The organism is Izhakiella capsodis (genome assembly GCF_900115045.1).
GTDB lineage: Bacteria > Pseudomonadota > Gammaproteobacteria > Enterobacterales > Enterobacteriaceae > Izhakiella > Izhakiella capsodis.
This window is the reverse complement of sequence record NZ_FOVC01000001.1, coordinates 315,214-331,602: the sequence shown is the minus strand read 5'-3', so window position 1 is coordinate 331,602 and position 16,389 is coordinate 315,214. Positions and strand designations below refer to the sequence as shown.

Below are 16,389 nucleotides of genomic sequence, written 5' to 3'. Positions count from 1 at the left end.
ATGTCCTTCTCCGTTAGCGATTAGCTTAGCGCGCCTATCAGTGAATTAAAGGTCGCCGAAGCGGCCTTTAATACCTGTGAGTTGGCGATGTAATACTGCTGATAGCGCGTCAGGTTGGCATATTCTTCATCAAGATTGACCCCCGAAACGGACTGCTGCTGGCTAGTCAGTTGGGTCACGACGTTGGCCTGGGTCGTACTGGTGGTTTTCAGGTTATCGGTCTGATTACCCACATTCGCCACCAGACTGGCATAGGCCTGCGTCAAGGTGCTGCTACCATTGACCACTTTTTTCGTTTGCAGTGCTAACAGCTGTCTGGCATTTTCATTATCACTCTGACCACTGTCCTTAGTGCCCGCCGCCGCGATCTGTGATTCATCGGTGATATTGACATTCATGCCCGCAATGACATCGCTAACGGGTTTAACCACAAAACTGTCTCTGACCGCTGGCGTGCCGCTGACGCTAATCTGCAAGCCATCAAAGTTGAGCGTGGGATCGCCGCTGCCGTCAGTTCCGGCGGTCACGCTGACCTCATTATTACCGGGCAGTTTAGTCACGTTCCATTGCGAACCATCGTAACTTACTTGATAATTACTGGCCGTTACATCGCTGGTTTTTGTGTAGCTGATATTCAGGCTGGCCGTGCCGGTATTTTTACTGTTAGCAACAGCGGAAGCTGAACCAAGATTAAAAAAGGCGATGCCCTGGTTTCCCTTGGCGTCGTAACCCTGCTCGTGCTGCGTGTTAAAACTATCGCCCATAGCCAGCGCCAGCTGGTTAAGATCATTACGTGCTGGATCAAGATTCTGCGTTCGGAACTGGATCACACCGCCCAGCGAGCCACTGTTAAGAAATTTTTCCGGAATTTCGCTGGTAGCCTGGGTTACCGGATCAACCGACGCGACTGTCAGACGGCTGGGATCGCTGCTGGATGGCACCGCCGCGAGCTTATTGTATGAGTCGCCCTGCACCAGATTAACGCCGCCAGCTATGCTGATAATGTAGCTGCCACCATCCTGCTGGCTGACATCAACACCCACCAGCTGATTGAGCCGATTAACCAGCTGATCGCGCTGGTCAAGCAAATCGTTAGGTGCGTTACCAGCGCCAGCCCCTTTTAGCTTAGCAATCTGTGAATTCAGATTGGCAACCTGTGACGAGTAGGTGTTTATCTGATCAACATTTGAACTTATCGAGGTATTGACGCTGGCGTCAAGGCTACGCAAATAATCATCTGTGGTCTTAAAGCGATTAACCAGTTCAGCGCCGCCGCCGAGAAGCGTAGTGCGTGAGGAAGGATCTTCAGCGCTGTTAACCACATTCTGCACGCTATTAAAAAAACTTTGTAGGGTACTGGAAAGTGACGTAGTGGAGTCGGCCAGCAAATTATCAATATTCGACACCTGGTCATATTGCGTCGTCAGCCCGCTGCCGATCGCCGCCGTATTACGTAGCTGTGCTGTAATAAACTGATCATATTCACGGTTTATTCCGCTGGTAATAACACCGTTACCATAATACTGCGTACCCATCAGTGTACTCTGCGCTTGCGACAGTACGATTGTTTGTCGTGAGTAGCCTGCTACCGTATGGTTACTGATGTTATTGCCGGTGACGCTCAGTGCGTTCTGCGCGGCGCTCAGCCCACTCATCGCGGAGTTAATTAAGCTGGACATAGTGGTTCCTTTCTACCCGTACTACACAAGATATATTCATTTCGGCACAGGTTTATCACCCATGCCAGCCTAATCCTGTTATCGGCCATCCGCAGCCAGACTTGAGGACATATAGTTAAAACAACGTGGATAAATCCTGGCTGTAGGCTTTGACCGCTTTTTCACCCATGCTCTTAAATTGTTGAATCATGGCTACCAGCTTTTGCGCATAATGCGGATCGGTAGCATAGCCTGCTTTTTGCAGGGCATGTGCGCCCTGCTCCGGCGTTGAAGCCATGGTCACTGCGGCATAGCGTGGGTTATTACTTAACAACCTGACATAGTCATTCAAAGCGTCGAAATAGGAGTCATAAACGCGAAATTTCTGCTTCACCTTCTGTGCCACGCCGTTTTCAAATTCAGTGGTCATCACGTCGGTAGTCTTACCGTGCCAGCTGGCGTTGGCTTTAATACCGAAAATGTTATAACTCGAACGCCCGTCCTGAGTCAGAATTTGCCGCTGACCCCAACCGGATTCTAATGCCGCTTGGGCTAAAATAAGATGGTGCGGAATACCGCTCGCCTGGCTGGCCATTTGCGCTGGTTGCGTCAGCTGGGCGATGAATTCTGCGCTGTCACCACGCATTGTCGGGCCAGGTGCCGGCATGCGCGGCACGGCGCGGCGCACCACCTGCTCCATCATCACCGGTGGAAGGGTATTGATGAACGATTTATCCAGCGGCATTGGCAGGGTGCCAGCCGCCTCATCCGGTGCCTGAGCACCGGCCATCTGTTTAACGATGATATCGGCCAGCCCCAGCCCTTTGGCACCAATCTGTTGTGCAATCTGCTGATCATACATTGAGGTATACATCCGTGACTGATCGTTACTCAGTAAACCGTCCTGCGGCAGCGCATCACGCATGCTTTTCAGCATCATCTGCACAAACATGCCTTCCACCTGTTTTGCAACCTGGCGGGCATGTGCTTTCGGATCGGCACTGGCTGCACGCTTCAAATCGTTCAGCGATCGGCTGTCATACGCCGCGTTCATCAGCGATTGCGCGTCACTCATTAGTTAATTTCCAGTTTGGCGCGCAAGCAGCCAGCGCTCTGCATCGATTGTAAAATCGACATCAAATCGATGGGCGTCGCGCCCAACGTATTCAACGCGCGGACGACGCTGTTCAGGTTAGCGCTGGCGTTTACCGTCTGCAGCGCTCCCCCCGATTGGCGCAAATCGATCTGCGTTTGCGGCGTCACGACCGTCTGACCACCAGCAAACGGCGTATCCGGCTGGCTGACATTCTGCTGCTGATTGACGGTGACCGACAGATTACCCTGCGCAACCGCACAGGCGCTGAGCATCACTTCGCGATTCATCACCACCGAGCCGGTACGTGAGTTGATGATTACTTTGGCGTCCTGCAACGGTACAGAGACATCCAAATCCTGAATATAAGCCAGTGTGCGGACTTGCGAAGCGTTGCCCTGCTGCAAACGAACCTGCACGGTACGGGCATCCAGCGGCTGGGCCAGGCCGTAACCGCGATTATTTATCGCATCGCTAATGCGTTGCGCCATTGAGAAGTCATCCTCGTTCAGCTGCAGATTGATTACGCTGCCGCTGCCGAAGTTGCTTGACAGTTCGCGCTCGATGGTTGCGCCGCCCGTGATGCGACCACCATTAAGCTGGTTAACCTGGACGCTGGAGCCACCGGCGGCGGCACCGGCGCCACCGACCAGAATGTTACCCTGCGCAAGGGCATAGACCTGATTATCAACCCCCTTCAGCGGCGTCATCAGCAGCGTACCGCCACGCAGACTTTTTGCATTTCCCAGTGAGGAAACGACAACGTCAATAGCTTGCCCCTGACGGCCAAAAGCAGGCAGTTTGGCGGTAACCATTACCGCTGCGACGTTTTTTAACTGCATATTGGTACCTGCCGGGACGGTAATACCCAGCTGGGACAGCATGTTATTGACGCTCTGAGTGGTAAACGGCGTCTGCGTAGTCTGATCGCCAGTCCCATCCAACCCCACCACAAGACCATAGCCGATCAGGGAGTTTTCACGCACGCCCTGCACAGTGACCAAATCGCGAATACGGTCGGCGTGGACAAGGGTGCAAACCAGCATCAGGCTCAGCGCTAGGGCGCTAATAAAAAGTGAGTGACGCATAATAAACCTCTTACATCGGTGACAGATTGAGAAAGAAACGTTGCAGCCAGCCCATGGTCTGCGCCTCATTGATGTAGCCGTTGCCGACATATTCAATGCGTGCATCTGCCACCTGCGTGGAGATAACCGAGTTAGATCCACTAATCGTGCGCGGATTAACCACACCGGAGAAACGGATAAACTCAGTGCCTTGGTTTATCTCTATCTGTTTTTCGCCAACCACGTTCAGATTACCGTTCGGCAGAACCTGATTCACGGTGACGGTAATGGTGCCCGTAAAGGTATTGTTAGCAGTCGCGCCGCCTTTACCGGTGAAATCATTTTTCCCCTCGCCAGCAATATCCGCGCGGCCATTACCCAGCGGCCCTGAGAGATAACGCGGTACAGTCGTCATACCAAAACTGGTGCTACCATTGCGGCTGGCGTTGGCGGAAGAGTTTTTACTCGCACTGACATTCTCCTGCAGCACAATAGTCAGGGTATCGCCGACATTGCGTGGGCGACGGTCCTCAAACAGCGGCTGATAACCATAGTTCATCGGCATGACGCCCTGAAAAATGGACCCGTTGATCACTGGCGGCTGGGCCGGTAAAGGCTGCGCCGTTGTCGCCCCCTTTACCAGCGGCGTACGGGGGACCAGCGCACAACCGTTAAGCGCTAGCAGCAATGCGGTTACTAATGCACGTCCAGGCATTGATATGAGCTTAGCCATGAAATAACACCTTTAATAATATGAAAATAGTCGTTTTTAAAGGCGGACCCCATCGCCTGGACGCGGCAAACCGCACCGGAATAATGCTCAAAGTTGTGTCAGTTTTGCCAGCATCTGGTCGGAGGTGCTGACCGCCTTACTGTTAATTTCATAAGCGCGTTGAGTTTGGATCATGGTTACCAGCTCTTCCGCCACGTTAACGTTTGAGGTTTCGACGTATCCCTGATAAAGCGTTCCGGTTCCGTTTTGTCCAGGGTTACTTTCGGTGGGCGCACCTGACGCCTGCGTTTCCTGATAGAGGTTTTCACCCATGCTTTCCAGACCCGCATCGTTCATAAAGGTGCTCAGTGTCAGCTGACCGACCTGTACGGGTTGTACGTTACCCTGCTGGGTCACCGACACCACGCCATCACGGCTAATTGTCATGCTGATCGCGTTAGCCGGAATGGTAATGCCTGGCTGAACAGGGAATCCGGCATTAGTCACCAGTTGACCATTCTGATCCGTCTGGAAAGAGCCATCGCGGGTATACGCGATCGAACCATCTGGCATCTGAACCTGAAAAAAACCGAGTCCACTGATCGCCACATCTTTAGAATTATCGGTTTTTGACAGGTTGCCCTGGGTATGCAAACGCTCCGTGCTCACCGGGCGGGTACCCGTGCCAATTTGTAAACCAGACGGCAGGTTGGTCTGATCGGAAGAGAGCGCGCCAGGCTGGCGCAGTGTCTGATACATCAAGTCTTCGAATACCGCGCGCTGACGTTTGAACCCATTAGTGCTGACGTTTGCCAGGTTATTGGCGATAACGTCCATATTGGTTTGCTGCGCATCCAGGCCAGTTTTTGCAATCCACAAAGAACTAATCATTAGTTTTCCTCACACTCAGCTCATGGAGAGCAGCTGGTTAGCACGTTGTTCGTTCTGATCGACGCTGGAAATCACCTTCATCTGCATCTCAAAACGACGGGCGTTGTTAATCATGTCGACCATTGTCTCTACCGGCTTGACGTTGCTGCCTTCCAGTACGCCGGGCATTACGTGGATCGTCGGGTCATTTTGCAGCGTGGCACCGCGCGTCGCCTGGGCGCCAGCAGTAAGACGAAACATGCCGTCATCACCACGGATGACTTCCTGCGCACTGGCCTTCACCAGCTTCAACCTGCCAATCTGCGTAATGGCATTGGGCTGATCGCCAGGATTGAGCGAAGTGATGCTGCCGTCAGCGGCAATCGTCAGCTGCGCCCCTTGGGGAATCGCAATGGGACCGCCATCCCCCATAACCGGATGTCCCTGAATAGTCAGTTGGCCGGCGGGGCTAACTTCAATATTACCGTTGCGGGTATAAGCTTCAGTGCCATCAGCCATTTGCACCGCCAACCAGCCATCTTGCTGTACTGCCACATCCAGATTGCGGCCGGTATAATCGAGCGCCCCCTGTGACATATCCGCACCGGGTGTGGAAGCGGTAACCAGCGTCCGGGTAGGAAGCGACTCCCCCGTGACCGGCACCGCACGCATCGCCATCAGCTGCTGACGAAAACCTGGCGTTGCTGCATTGGCGAGATTACTGGCCGTCACCGCCTGCATATTGAGGGTCTGCGATGCAGCCCCCATTGCGGTATAGATCGCGTGATCCATCGAAGCACCCCATTAAGTCCTTAGCGCAAGTTAACCAATGTGTTCAGAACCTGATCCTGAGTCTTGATGGTCTGAGCGTTAGACTGATAGTTACGCTGGGCCACAATCATGTTGACCAGCTCTTTGCTGAGATCGACGTTTGACGACTCCAGCGCACCGGCGGTAAGGGTGCCGAGGTTTCCGGTTCCGGCCAGACCTACCAGCGCCTGACCGGAAGTGGCCGTTGATGACCAGACGTTATTGCCTTCTGATTTCAGTCCTTCCGGATTCGCAAAGTTCGCCAGCACGATCTGACCCAACACCTGTGACTTCTCGTTCGAGTAATTACCCACTACCGTGCCATCATTGTTGATCTGATAGCTGGTCAGGTTACCGGGCTTATAACCATCCTGAGTCGGGTTACCGAATGTACTGGTGCTTCCATTATTCTGTTGGGTAGAGCCGGTCATGTTGAGCGTAAAAGACTGGCCTGCAGCGGAACCATTCAGGACACCGAGATCAACACCAACGTTAGCACTGGAAGTGAGCTGACCGCTGGTGTTGAAATTCAGTGTGGTTTTGGTGCTCTGTGTACCGGTGGTGGCGTCAACCGGGTAGACATCCCACGTATTCGCTGTGGTATCCGACTTGACGAAGTACAGGTCGACGGTATGCGCATTGCCGAGCGAGTCGTACGCCGTCATCGAAGACTTGGCGTTGTACATCGACGAAGAGATATTGCTGCCGTCCCATACGGTAGCTGGCGCACTCTCCGATGAGTTCAGGCTGGCGGTAAGCGCCCCGCTGGTGGTGGCAAGAGCAGACATTGCGACGTCAGGAATGCTCAGTGTAACGGGATTAGCACCGGTCTGTATGGTGGGTGGCGTACCGGTAGCCGGATAGCCAGTCAGCGCCATCCCGTCCGCATTCACGATGGTACGATCGGAATTAAGTGTGAACTGACCATTGCGGCTGTAATAAATGTTGCCTGAAGTATCCTGCATACGGAAAAAACCCGCCTGGCTGATAGCAACATCCAGCCCACGGCTGGTCGTCGTTGTGGTGCCGTCATTAAAGTTCTGCGTCACCGCCGCCACTTTGGTGCCAAGCCCAACCTGCGATCCGGCAAACATATCTGCAAAAGAGATGGTGCTGGATTTAAAGCCGACGGTTGCCGAGTTGGCGATGTTATTACCAATAACGTCAAGATTACTGGATGCCGCGCTCAGCCCGCTGACTGCTTGTGAAAATGACATGTGTCACTCCTGAGATAATAAAGGGTTAGAGGATTTGACGCACTTTATCCAGCGTCGTTGTCCCGTAGGTACCAAGGTCCAAAATTGCGCCGCTGTTGCCATTGGTTACCCCGTTGACATAGGCGTAATTTAGCGGTTGTGCGCTCAGCTGCCCGGTACTGTTACTGGCGGCAATAGACACAGTGTATTTTCCATCCACCACAGTGGCACCGCTGCTATCGGTACCATCCCACGAGAAGGTATGAACACCGCTGGACAGCGGCCCGAGATCAATACTGCGGACAACATCGCCATTGGCGTTGGTAATGGTAGCGCTGGCACTGGTAGACGCTTGCGCCAGTTCAACACCAAATGGCGTGGTGGTGCCCTTGCCAACCAAAATACTGGCCCCGTTGACCATCACTCCGTGATTGATCAGCGTCGAAGCCTGTAGCGATTGGGATGTGTTCAGCTGGCCGGAAATCGACCCCAGCGTGGTATTGAGCTTCTCGATACCGCTCAGGGTATTAATCTGCGCCAGCTGTGACGTCATCTGGCTGTTATCCATCGGATTCGTCGGGTCCTGATTTTTTAACTGCGTGACCAGCAAGGTCAGAAACTGGCTCTGCAAGTCAGCAGCGCTGTTGCCGCTCGCGGCACTGGAAACCGGCGTATTACCGGCAATCGTGGAGGAATCATTAACGCTAACGGCAATACCCATGCTGTTCTCCTTATTGGCCCAGGGTCAGAGTTTTCATCATTAACTGCTTAACGGTATTAAGCACTTCAACGTTCGCCTGATAGCTACGCGAGGCTGACAGGGTGTTAACGGTTTCCGCCACCACATCAACGTTCGGCATCTTGACGTAACCTTTGCCATCAGCCATCGGATTGCCAGGGTCATAGACCAGCCTGGGCGGTGTTGGATCATCAATGACCTGTGCCACTTTCACCCCGCCAGTTGGTAATCCCGCTGCGGCATCAACCTGAAAAACAACCTGTTTTGCGGTGTAAGGCTGACCATCCGGTCCGGTCACGCTGTCAGCATTTGCCAGGTTACTGGCACTGACGTTCAGGCGCTGAGACTGCGCCGCCATTGCCGAACCGGCAATATCAAAAATAGTTAACAGTGCCATCGATTATTGCCCCTGCAGCACGGACATCATGCCTTTAAGCTGGCTGCCAAGAACGGTGAGATCGGTCTGGTATTTCAGACTGTTGTCCGCAAACTGCGTGCGTTCGCGATCCATATCAACGGTGTTGCCATCCATCGACGGCTGGTCTGGTACGCGATACAGCAAATCCATTGAAGCGGGCTGTAAGCTTTCCGCCGGAATATGACGCGGGGAGGTGATAGCCAGCGACATGCCTGAACCCTGCACCCGCCCGTTATCGATGACATTTTTTAATTGGCTGGCGAAGTCAATATCACGAGCCTGATATCCGGGGGTATCAGCGTTAGCAATATTGGAAGCCAGGATTTCCTGACGCTGCGCACGCAAATTGAGCGCTTCAGTCTGAAACCGCAAGGCTGCATCCAGTTTGTCGAGCATGCTCACTCCAGTGTTAAGAGTTTTCCGAGCTGACAGCATAATCGCGTGCTCAAAGAACGATCGTCAGAATAGCGCTAAAAAGCGCGGCTAATTTGCCCTTTGGCTTGTACAGCGGACGGTTAGAATCGCTTCAGATTGAATGAGGGAAGCTCACGATGATAAAACTGAAAGCGCTGGGAATTATCGCGCTGAGCGTGCTAAGCGTACAGGCTTGGGCATCGCCATTAACTGCTCAGCTAACGCAATTCTTTAAAGCCCGTAACGGACAAAATGGCGAGCTTATTCAGGTCGTGGTGAAAACACCGCAAATGCAGTGGCCACCTTGCGATAATCCGCAGTTTTCTTTGCCAGGCAACGCCCGGTTGTGGGGAATGATGAGCGTTGCCGCAAACTGCGACCAGAAACGTCGTTATATTCAGGTTCAGGTACAGGTAACCGGCGAATATGTCGTTGCTGCCCAACAAATCTCCCGTGGAGCCACGGTAACCCCCCGCGATTTGAACATTGTCAAAGGTCGCCTCGATACGCTTCCAGCGCGTACCGCGATGACACCCGATGATATTGTCGACGCTGTCGCTCTGCGTGATATTATGCCCGGACAACCGGTTAACCGGATGATGGTGCGGCAACCCTGGCGTGTGAAAGCGGGCCAGACGGTAAGGGTGACGGCATCCGGCAATGGCTTTGCCGTTTCCAGTGAAGGCCGGGCAATGAACAATGCCACGTTAGCACAGCCGGTTCGGGTCAGAATGCCTTCAGGGCAAATTGTCAGCGGCAAAGTGAATGCGGATGGGAAAATTCTCATATCGCTATAAAGCATTAAAGAAAGGCTCAGTTCTGCCGATAGAATCGACAACGTTCAAAATAGAATTCGTTCTCAGATCGTCTGCTCCTTGTATATTCAGGGCATGGAAAATACGCAACTTGCTCTATTTTCGCGGTTAAATGCTAAGCTGCAGGATAGCGAGTCATCTACTTAAATCCGGCTCAGTGAATGATAAACGGGACGGGGTCTGAATCAACAGGAGCCAAATTATGAGTATCGAGAGAACTCAACCGTTAAAACCCGCTGCAACCGTTCAACCGCGTGATAACAATGATGTTACGGTGAACAAAGCACGTCCGGTTGAGAACAAACCTTCGGCTTCAGGCACTCAGGTTGTTCTTAGTGGTGCCCAGTCGCAGCTGACGAAAACCAGCTCGCAAGACATTAATGAGGCGCGCGTCGAGCAATTGAAAACCGCTATCCGCAATGGCGAACTGAAAATGGACGCCGGCAAAATTGCCGACGCCCTGATTCAAGAGGCCAAATCTTCGTTACAGGATAATTGATCGCTATGAACATGCTGCTATCTTCACTGGATAAAATGCAGGAGGTCCTCGCCTCCCTCACCGATATCATTAACGCAGAGCAACAACAGCTCTCTGCCGGTCAGGTAAACAGCAGCCTGTTGCAACGTATTACTGAAGATAAAAGCGCCCTACTGGATACTCTGAATTTTATTGAGCAAATGCGCCGCGATGCCAGCGAGCGTCTGGGGTTACATGCGCCCTATTCTGAACAGTCGCAGCTGGCACAGCGCTGGTCGGTCATTCAGGAGCACACCCGCCACCTGCGCGACAAGAACCAGCATAATGGCTTGCTGCTGAATTATCAGATGACGCACACCGGGCAGGCGCTCGACATATTGCGACCGTTGCAATCGCAACACTTTTACGGACCGAACGGCCAGGCAAGCAGCTCGGCGTTTATCAGCCGTAAGGTCTGATGTGACCTCCGGGCAGCCAAAACACCCGCCAGCATCGCTAAGCGGATGTTTATACCTGTAAGATCACATGTTCATCCGTCTGGCGAAATGGTGCAGACGAAAGCCAAGAAGTGCCAGCACTGCAAAATAAGCGCCGCCACCAGCCACGCAAACACCGGCAAGCCGCAGCAGGCGCCAGGGCATTGATCCACTGGCCCAGTCAGGCATGAAGTGAAGCGCCGTCAGTAGTACCCCGACCATCACAACAATGCCTACCATCACGCGCCAAAAAAACCCGCGCCAACCGGACTGCGGATGGAATATTTTTCTTTTACGTAACTGCCAGTACAGCAAAGAGGCATTCAGACAGGCTGCCAGCCCAATGGACAGCGCCAGGCCTGCGTGCTTCAGCGGACCAATAAAGGCCAGGTTCATTAGCTGGGTTACCACCAGGGTAAAAATGGCGATCCTTACCGGCGTTTTGATGTCCTGGCGGGAATAAAAACCCGGAGCCAGCACTTTCACGATGATAATCCCCATTAATCCGACCGAATAGGCTATCAGCGCCCGCTGAGTCATCAATGCATCAAAGGCGGTAAATTTACCGTACTGGAACAGGGCCACCGTCAGCGGTTTAGCCAGAATGCCGATGCCAACGGCGCTGGGCAGCGCCAAAAGGAAGCACAAACGCAATCCCCAGTCCATCAGGCGGCAGTACTCGTCATGATTGCCGCTGGCGAAGCTTTTCGCCATTGAGGGTAAAAGAATGGTGCCGAGCGCCACGCCGAGTACGCCGGAAGGAAACTCCATCAGGCGGTCGGCATAGTACATCCATGACACCGAGCCAGAAACTAAAAAGGAAGCAAAGATAGTATTAATAATTAATGATATCTGCGTAACGGAAACGCCAAGTATTGCCGGTCCCATTTGCCGCAGTACGCGCCAGACACCACTGTCTTTCAGGTTAACGCGCGGCAGTACCAGCATGCCTATCTTTTTCAGGTGCGGCAGCTGATAAAAGAGCTGCAATACCCCCCCAACCACGACTGCCCAGGCCAGAGCCAGGATGGGAGGATGAAAGTGTGGCGCGACAAAAAGGGCGAAAATAATCATGCTGATATTCAGCAAAGTAGGTGCGAACGCTGGCACCGAAAACCGATTCCAGGTATTGAGGATCGCCCCCACCAACGAAGCCAGCGATATCAAAAGAATGTAGGGAAAGGTGATCCGCAGTAGCGAGGTTGTCAGCGAAAATTTATCTATCGTATCGGCAAAACCCGGGGCCGTTACCCAGATAACCCATGGAGCAGCCAGCATACCGGCAACGGTAACCAGCGCCAGTACCAGTGTCAGCAAGCCGGAAACGTAGGTGACGAATATTCGCGTCGCCTCTTCACCCTGCTTATTTTTATACTCTGCCAGGATAGGGACAAATGCCTGCGAAAAGGCCCCCTCGGCAAAGATACGCCGCAGCAGGTTTGGCAGTTTAAAGGCGACAAAAAAGGCATCGGTGGCCACTCCCGCCCCGAATACACGCGCAACTATCGCATCGCGGGCGAAGCCTAGCACGCGCGAAAACAGCGTCATTGAACTGACTGCCGCGAGGGATCTCAACAGATTCATTTGTTTCCTGCAGGTCCGTTAGAAAAAAAAAGCCGCGCCGTAGCGGCTATCAGGTCGGCATGATGCCGCAGGGGGCATAGTCTACCGGGGAAAAATAAAATCACCATGATCGAATGTTACCAGCAATTATTCCTGAGATAGCTCCCGCCAGATCCGCTCAACCACACGCTGCGCCAGCAGGGCCTGTTCACCGCTACATTGCGGCATTGTCTGATTTTCCACGCACTGAATAAAATGCTGCGCGGCACCGGCAAAACCGCGCAATAACTCCAGCGTTTGCCAGCCCGGAGAGGGGGCAATAATCAGCTGCCCCTGTCGTTCGCAGCGCCAGTCGCGCATATCGTCCACCTGAAACATCGCGCCGTCGGTAATCAGCTCCACACGCTCACGCTGGGTGCCAGCACGCCGATGCATGTAAGTCGCCACCTGCAGACCGTTAACGCTAAAGTGGTGCTCAGCATAAAGCATCTCGCCACCGTCGGTGGTTTGTAACGTACCGGTCAGCCGATCTGCTTTGCCAGCGGCCAGCCACAGTGCGGTATCCACCACATGCAGGTAATCATCAAGCAGCGTGAACCAGGCATCATGGGGACCTACGCTATCACTTCGATGCCTTTCCATACGCAGCGATGATACTAAGCTGATGCCCATTTGCTGTTTTAACTGCAGATAACGCGGCGCAAAGCGACGGTTAAAGCCGACCATCAACTTGCGGCCGTTTTTTCTCGCCAGCTCAACCAGTTTTTCAGCATCGCTGAGTCTGGCAGCCAGGGGCTTATCAACCAGCACGTCAACGCCGGCTTTAAGTAGTTGCGCGACTACCTCGACGTGACTTGCGGTGCTGGTGTGGACAAACACCGCGTCGCAGTCAGACGCCAGCAGGTCTAGCGAGGAGTAAAGCGGCATGCGATAGCTATCACACAGCAGCTGTGCTTTACTCTGATTGGGGGAAAAACCGCCCACCAGCTGCCACCCAGTCGCCTGCCCAAGCACCGGTAACCAGGCTTTACGGGCGATGCTGCCGAGGCCTGCAACGCCAACACGCACCTGACGCATAGGTCCTCCTTCGTTAACGGTTAATTAACTCACCGCCCCACTGACCAGGTTTTCATCGTCAGTGCGGTCAGTACGTGATCCTGCCAGCGGCCGTCGATTAACAAATAATCTTTGGCATAGCCCTCTTTCTCAAAGCCGAGACGGGCCAGCAGATTACCACTACGCTGATTATGGGGCATATAGTTGGCCATGATGCGATGAATACGCTGCTGGCGCTGTATATAGCCTATTGCCGACTGCAATGCTTCATACATTAAACCCTGCCCCTGCCATTTTTCGCCAAGCGAATAACCAAGAAAACAGGCGTGGAACGAACCTCGCAGCACGTTACTGAAATTGGCTACCCCGCAAATTTCCGTCTCTTCGACATCCAGCAAAGCGAAGTAAAATGCCGAACTCTGACGATGCATTTCAGTAATCAACCCCAGGCGTGCCTGCCAGCCAGAAGGATAACAGTGGCTCTCATCGCGCACCGGCTCCCACGGCTTGAGAAAATCGCGATTAGTAGCATAGTAATCAGCCAGACGCCATGCATCGCACTCATGGACAAGTCGGACAACCAGACGATCGGTAGTCAGCCGCACTTTCGGCGCGGCGAGGCGATAGCCAAACATTATTTCTCCTGCCTGGCGGGACCAGTAAAGAAAGTTCATCAAAATGTGGGATAAACGGTGCAGGCGACACGTTTCGCCGCCAGTTTACATATTTTACTATATCTTCTCCCGCGATGACGGGGGAAGTGTTGCCTTAAAAACGTGGGGATAGCACAACTCCGACTTTTCTTTTAATCAACAGGGCGCAGAGTAGATGAAAAATATAAATTCATGTTGGCCGGGGAAAAGGCAAATGGCTAAGAATGATCATTCGACATTTTTTGCCCTCCGACGGCAGGGGCTGGTGATAATGCTGGATAACGCGCAGGCGAATGGAGGTAATTCCGCTGGTTTACCCTCTAATGCAATCTCTTTCACCCTTTTGAATTGGTAACGAAGAAATTGCCATCGATTATTCCCTTCCATTTTCCGGTGCTGTACGCTCTGACGCTTGTTTGCGGCGGGGATAATCTTGCGCTCTCCCTCCCGCTTCGTTAATCCCGTCGTCAGCTCTGACTTTACGTCGAATCCTAATGACAGAGATGACTGATTTAGGCATCCTGGTATCCGGACGTCACGCGCCCGCATATTAATCAAGAGGAGCTTCATGAAAAAGGTATTTCTGAGTTTGATAGTACTGACAAGTGCGATATTGCTGAGCGCCTGTGATCAACTCACGCAGTACACTATTAGCGAGCAGGAGATCAACCAAGCTTTGCAAAAACAGCAACATTATGAAAAACAACTTGGCATCGCTGGATTGGTTGATGCGCACATTACGCTAAGCGATCTTAACGCCGCCATTGGACGCGAAGAGCCGAACAAAATAACCCTGACTGGTCAAGCCGACGTTAATATCAGCTCACTGTTTGGCCCACAGCAGGCGCAGCTGACGCTGAAAATGAAAGCTCAACCTGCTTATAATCAGCAGGAAGGTGCGATTTACCTTAGGGATCTTGAGATTGTCGACGTTCAGGTTCAACCTGAAAAAATGGATTCAATACTTAAAGCGCTGATCCCCTACCTCAATCGATCACTAAAAGAGTATTTTAATCAAAAACCAGCTTACGTACTGAGTAGTGACGGCAGTGAAGCCGAGTCGCTGGCGAAACGCTTCGCTAAAGGACTGGAAGTTAAGCCCGGTGAGCTAATCATTCCCTTTACCAATTAAGCTTCAGCGTTATCCAATGGGCCAGACGTACTGGCCCTATAGTCTGACATGCTGAACCATTACCCACACTTTATAAAACGGATGCAATCGTCGCCGTTTCACCTTATGCTTATACCCCGGCGCAAAAACAGCCATTCTGACTGATTTTACTCACTGCCGGAGCACATCAATGACCACGACCCCCCAGCAACTGACCATCCGCCGTCCTGATGACTGGCACGTACATTTACGCGATGGCGAAATGTTAAAAACTGTTGTGCCTTATACCAGTGCAGTGAACAGTCGGGCGATCATCATGCCAAATCTGGTGCCACCCGTAACCAGCATTGAGGCGGCCATCGCCTATCGCGAACGTATCATGGCCGCCGTACCTACCAGCCACAATTTCACTCCACTGATGACCTGTTATTTAACCGACTCGCTGAGTGCAGATGAAATTGAGCAGGGATTTTCCTGCGGCGTGTTTCACGCTGCAAAGCTCTACCCTGCTCATGCCACAACCAACTCCAGTCACGGTGTTACCAGCATAACAGCGATTAGCAGCGTGCTGGAAAGAATGGAAAGCATCGGCATGCCGCTGCTGATCCACGGTGAAGTGACCGACGCGAATATTGATATTTTCGATCGGGAATCACGCTTTATCGACAGCGTTCTCGATCCACTACGCCAGCGTTATCCGCAGCTTAAAATTGTACTGGAACACATCACCACCAAAGATGCGGCCGACTACGTGCGGGATGCTAACGCGCTGCTTGGTGCGACCATTACCCCGCAGCATCTCATGTTTAACCGTAATCATATGCTGCTCGGCGGCATACGCCCGCATCTTTATTGCCTGCCGATCCTGAAACGTAATATTCATCAGCAGGCGCTACGTGAGATGGTGGCTGCCGGTCATCCACGTTTCTTTCTTGGCACTGATACCGCACCACATATGCGTCACCTTAAAGAGGGCAGTTGCGGCTGCGCAGGCGTATTCAATGCCCCCACATCACTGGCGGCCTACGCTACGGTATTTGAAGATCTTGGCGCTTTACAGCATCTTGACGCTTTTTGCAGCCAAAACGGTCCGCGCTTCTATCAGTTACCGCTTAACCAGCAGCAAATAACACTGGTACGCCAGCCCTGGACGGTGGAAAAAACAATCAATATTGGCAATGACCAACTCGTCCCCTTCCTTGCTGGCGAGACGCTCAACTGGCAAGTAAAAGTCTGACGACAGTTAAAATAGATATTGTT

The 16,389-nt window shown here is 52.7% G+C and carries 18 protein-coding genes; 5 read left to right on the top strand and 13 right to left on the bottom strand.

The window, feature by feature from the left end:
* Positions 1-20: 20 nt before the first annotated feature.
* From flgK to flgB, 10 genes are all read right to left on the bottom strand, one after another.
* Positions 21-1,679, bottom strand: coding sequence for a flagellar hook-associated protein FlgK (gene flgK / locus BM191_RS01540; protein ID WP_092874191.1), 1,659 nt, complete (start codon positions 1,677-1,679; stop codon positions 21-23).
* 115 nt (positions 1,680-1,794) lie between these two features.
* Positions 1,795-2,733, bottom strand: a complete 939-nt coding sequence (gene flgJ, locus BM191_RS01535; RefSeq protein ID WP_092874189.1) for a flagellar assembly peptidoglycan hydrolase FlgJ — start codon at positions 2,731-2,733, stop codon at positions 1,795-1,797.
* Positions 2,733-3,839 carry a flagellar basal body P-ring protein FlgI gene (locus tag BM191_RS01530; protein ID WP_092874187.1) on the bottom strand — a complete coding sequence of 369 codons (1,107 nt, stop codon included), beginning with the start codon at positions 3,837-3,839 and terminating at the stop codon, positions 2,733-2,735. Before BM191_RS01530 ends, flgJ begins: the two co-directional genes overlap by 1 nt.
* A 10-nt stretch (positions 3,840-3,849) precedes the next feature.
* A complete protein-coding gene (locus tag BM191_RS01525; RefSeq protein WP_092874185.1) occupies positions 3,850-4,551 on the bottom strand; it encodes a flagellar basal body L-ring protein FlgH in 702 nt (233 codons plus the stop codon).
* Positions 4,552-4,638: 87 nt separating this feature from the next.
* On the bottom strand, positions 4,639-5,421 hold the full coding sequence (gene flgG / locus BM191_RS01520) for a flagellar basal-body rod protein FlgG (protein ID WP_092874183.1): 783 nt from the start codon (positions 5,419-5,421) through the stop codon (positions 4,639-4,641).
* A 15-nt stretch (positions 5,422-5,436) separates the two neighbouring features.
* Positions 5,437-6,192, bottom strand: coding sequence for a flagellar basal body rod protein FlgF (locus BM191_RS01515; protein WP_092874181.1), 756 nt, complete (start codon positions 6,190-6,192; stop codon positions 5,437-5,439).
* A gap of 20 nt (positions 6,193-6,212) precedes the next feature.
* Positions 6,213-7,427: a flagellar hook protein FlgE gene (gene flgE, locus BM191_RS01510; protein WP_092874179.1), complete on the bottom strand. Its 1,215-nt coding sequence runs from the start codon at positions 7,425-7,427 to the stop codon at positions 6,213-6,215.
* Positions 7,428-7,452: 25 nt separating this feature from the next.
* The gene (gene flgD / locus BM191_RS01505) at positions 7,453-8,127 is read right to left on the bottom strand and encodes a flagellar hook assembly protein FlgD (RefSeq protein ID WP_092874175.1); all 675 of its coding nucleotides are present in this window, start codon (positions 8,125-8,127) and stop codon (positions 7,453-7,455) included.
* A 10-nt stretch (positions 8,128-8,137) separates the two neighbouring features.
* A complete protein-coding gene (flgC, locus tag BM191_RS01500) occupies positions 8,138-8,542 on the bottom strand; it encodes a flagellar basal body rod protein FlgC (RefSeq protein WP_092874172.1) in 405 nt (134 codons plus the stop codon).
* Between the two features lie 3 nt (positions 8,543-8,545).
* Positions 8,546-8,959, bottom strand: a complete 414-nt coding sequence (flgB, locus tag BM191_RS01495; RefSeq protein ID WP_092874169.1) for a flagellar basal body rod protein FlgB — start codon at positions 8,957-8,959, stop codon at positions 8,546-8,548.
* Positions 8,960-9,114: 155 nt separating this feature from the next.
* Here flgB and flgA point away from each other — a divergent pair, with 155 nt between their 5' ends.
* From flgA to flgN, 3 genes are all read left to right on the top strand, one after another.
* The gene (gene flgA / locus BM191_RS01490; RefSeq protein ID WP_092874166.1) at positions 9,115-9,774 is read left to right on the top strand and encodes a flagellar basal body P-ring formation chaperone FlgA; all 660 of its coding nucleotides are present in this window, start codon (positions 9,115-9,117) and stop codon (positions 9,772-9,774) included.
* 220 nt (positions 9,775-9,994) lie between these two features.
* Positions 9,995-10,291: a flagellar biosynthesis anti-sigma factor FlgM gene (gene flgM, locus BM191_RS01485; protein ID WP_092874163.1), complete on the top strand. Its 297-nt coding sequence runs from the start codon at positions 9,995-9,997 to the stop codon at positions 10,289-10,291.
* 5 nt (positions 10,292-10,296) lie between these two features.
* Complete coding sequence (flgN, locus tag BM191_RS01480; protein ID WP_092874160.1) at positions 10,297-10,728, top strand: flagellar export chaperone FlgN; 432 nt, start codon at positions 10,297-10,299, stop codon at positions 10,726-10,728.
* A 63-nt stretch (positions 10,729-10,791) separates the two neighbouring features.
* On the opposite strand, the gene murJ is transcribed toward flgN, so the two are convergent.
* The 3 genes from murJ to rimJ all read right to left on the bottom strand — a co-directional run bounded on the left by murJ (position 10,792) and on the right by rimJ (position 14,000).
* Positions 10,792-12,330: a murein biosynthesis integral membrane protein MurJ gene (gene murJ, locus BM191_RS01475; protein ID WP_092874157.1), complete on the bottom strand. Its 1,539-nt coding sequence runs from the start codon at positions 12,328-12,330 to the stop codon at positions 10,792-10,794.
* Positions 12,331-12,456: 126 nt separating this feature from the next.
* Positions 12,457-13,386: a Gfo/Idh/MocA family protein gene (locus BM191_RS01470; RefSeq protein ID WP_092874154.1), complete on the bottom strand. Its 930-nt coding sequence runs from the start codon at positions 13,384-13,386 to the stop codon at positions 12,457-12,459.
* Between the two features lie 29 nt (positions 13,387-13,415).
* Positions 13,416-14,000: a ribosomal protein S5-alanine N-acetyltransferase gene (gene rimJ / locus BM191_RS01465; protein ID WP_092874151.1), complete on the bottom strand. Its 585-nt coding sequence runs from the start codon at positions 13,998-14,000 to the stop codon at positions 13,416-13,418.
* Positions 14,001-14,586: 586 nt separating this feature from the next.
* Here rimJ and BM191_RS01455 point away from each other — a divergent pair.
* Together BM191_RS01455 and pyrC are read left to right on the top strand one after the other, a co-directional pair.
* Entirely contained in the window at positions 14,587-15,150 is a 564-nt protein-coding gene (locus BM191_RS01455) for a lipoprotein (RefSeq protein ID WP_092874145.1), read from the top strand.
* A 169-nt stretch (positions 15,151-15,319) separates the two neighbouring features.
* Entirely contained in the window at positions 15,320-16,366 is a 1,047-nt protein-coding gene (gene pyrC / locus BM191_RS01450) for a dihydroorotase (RefSeq protein ID WP_092874142.1), read from the top strand.
* Positions 16,367-16,389: the final 23 nt, after the last annotated feature.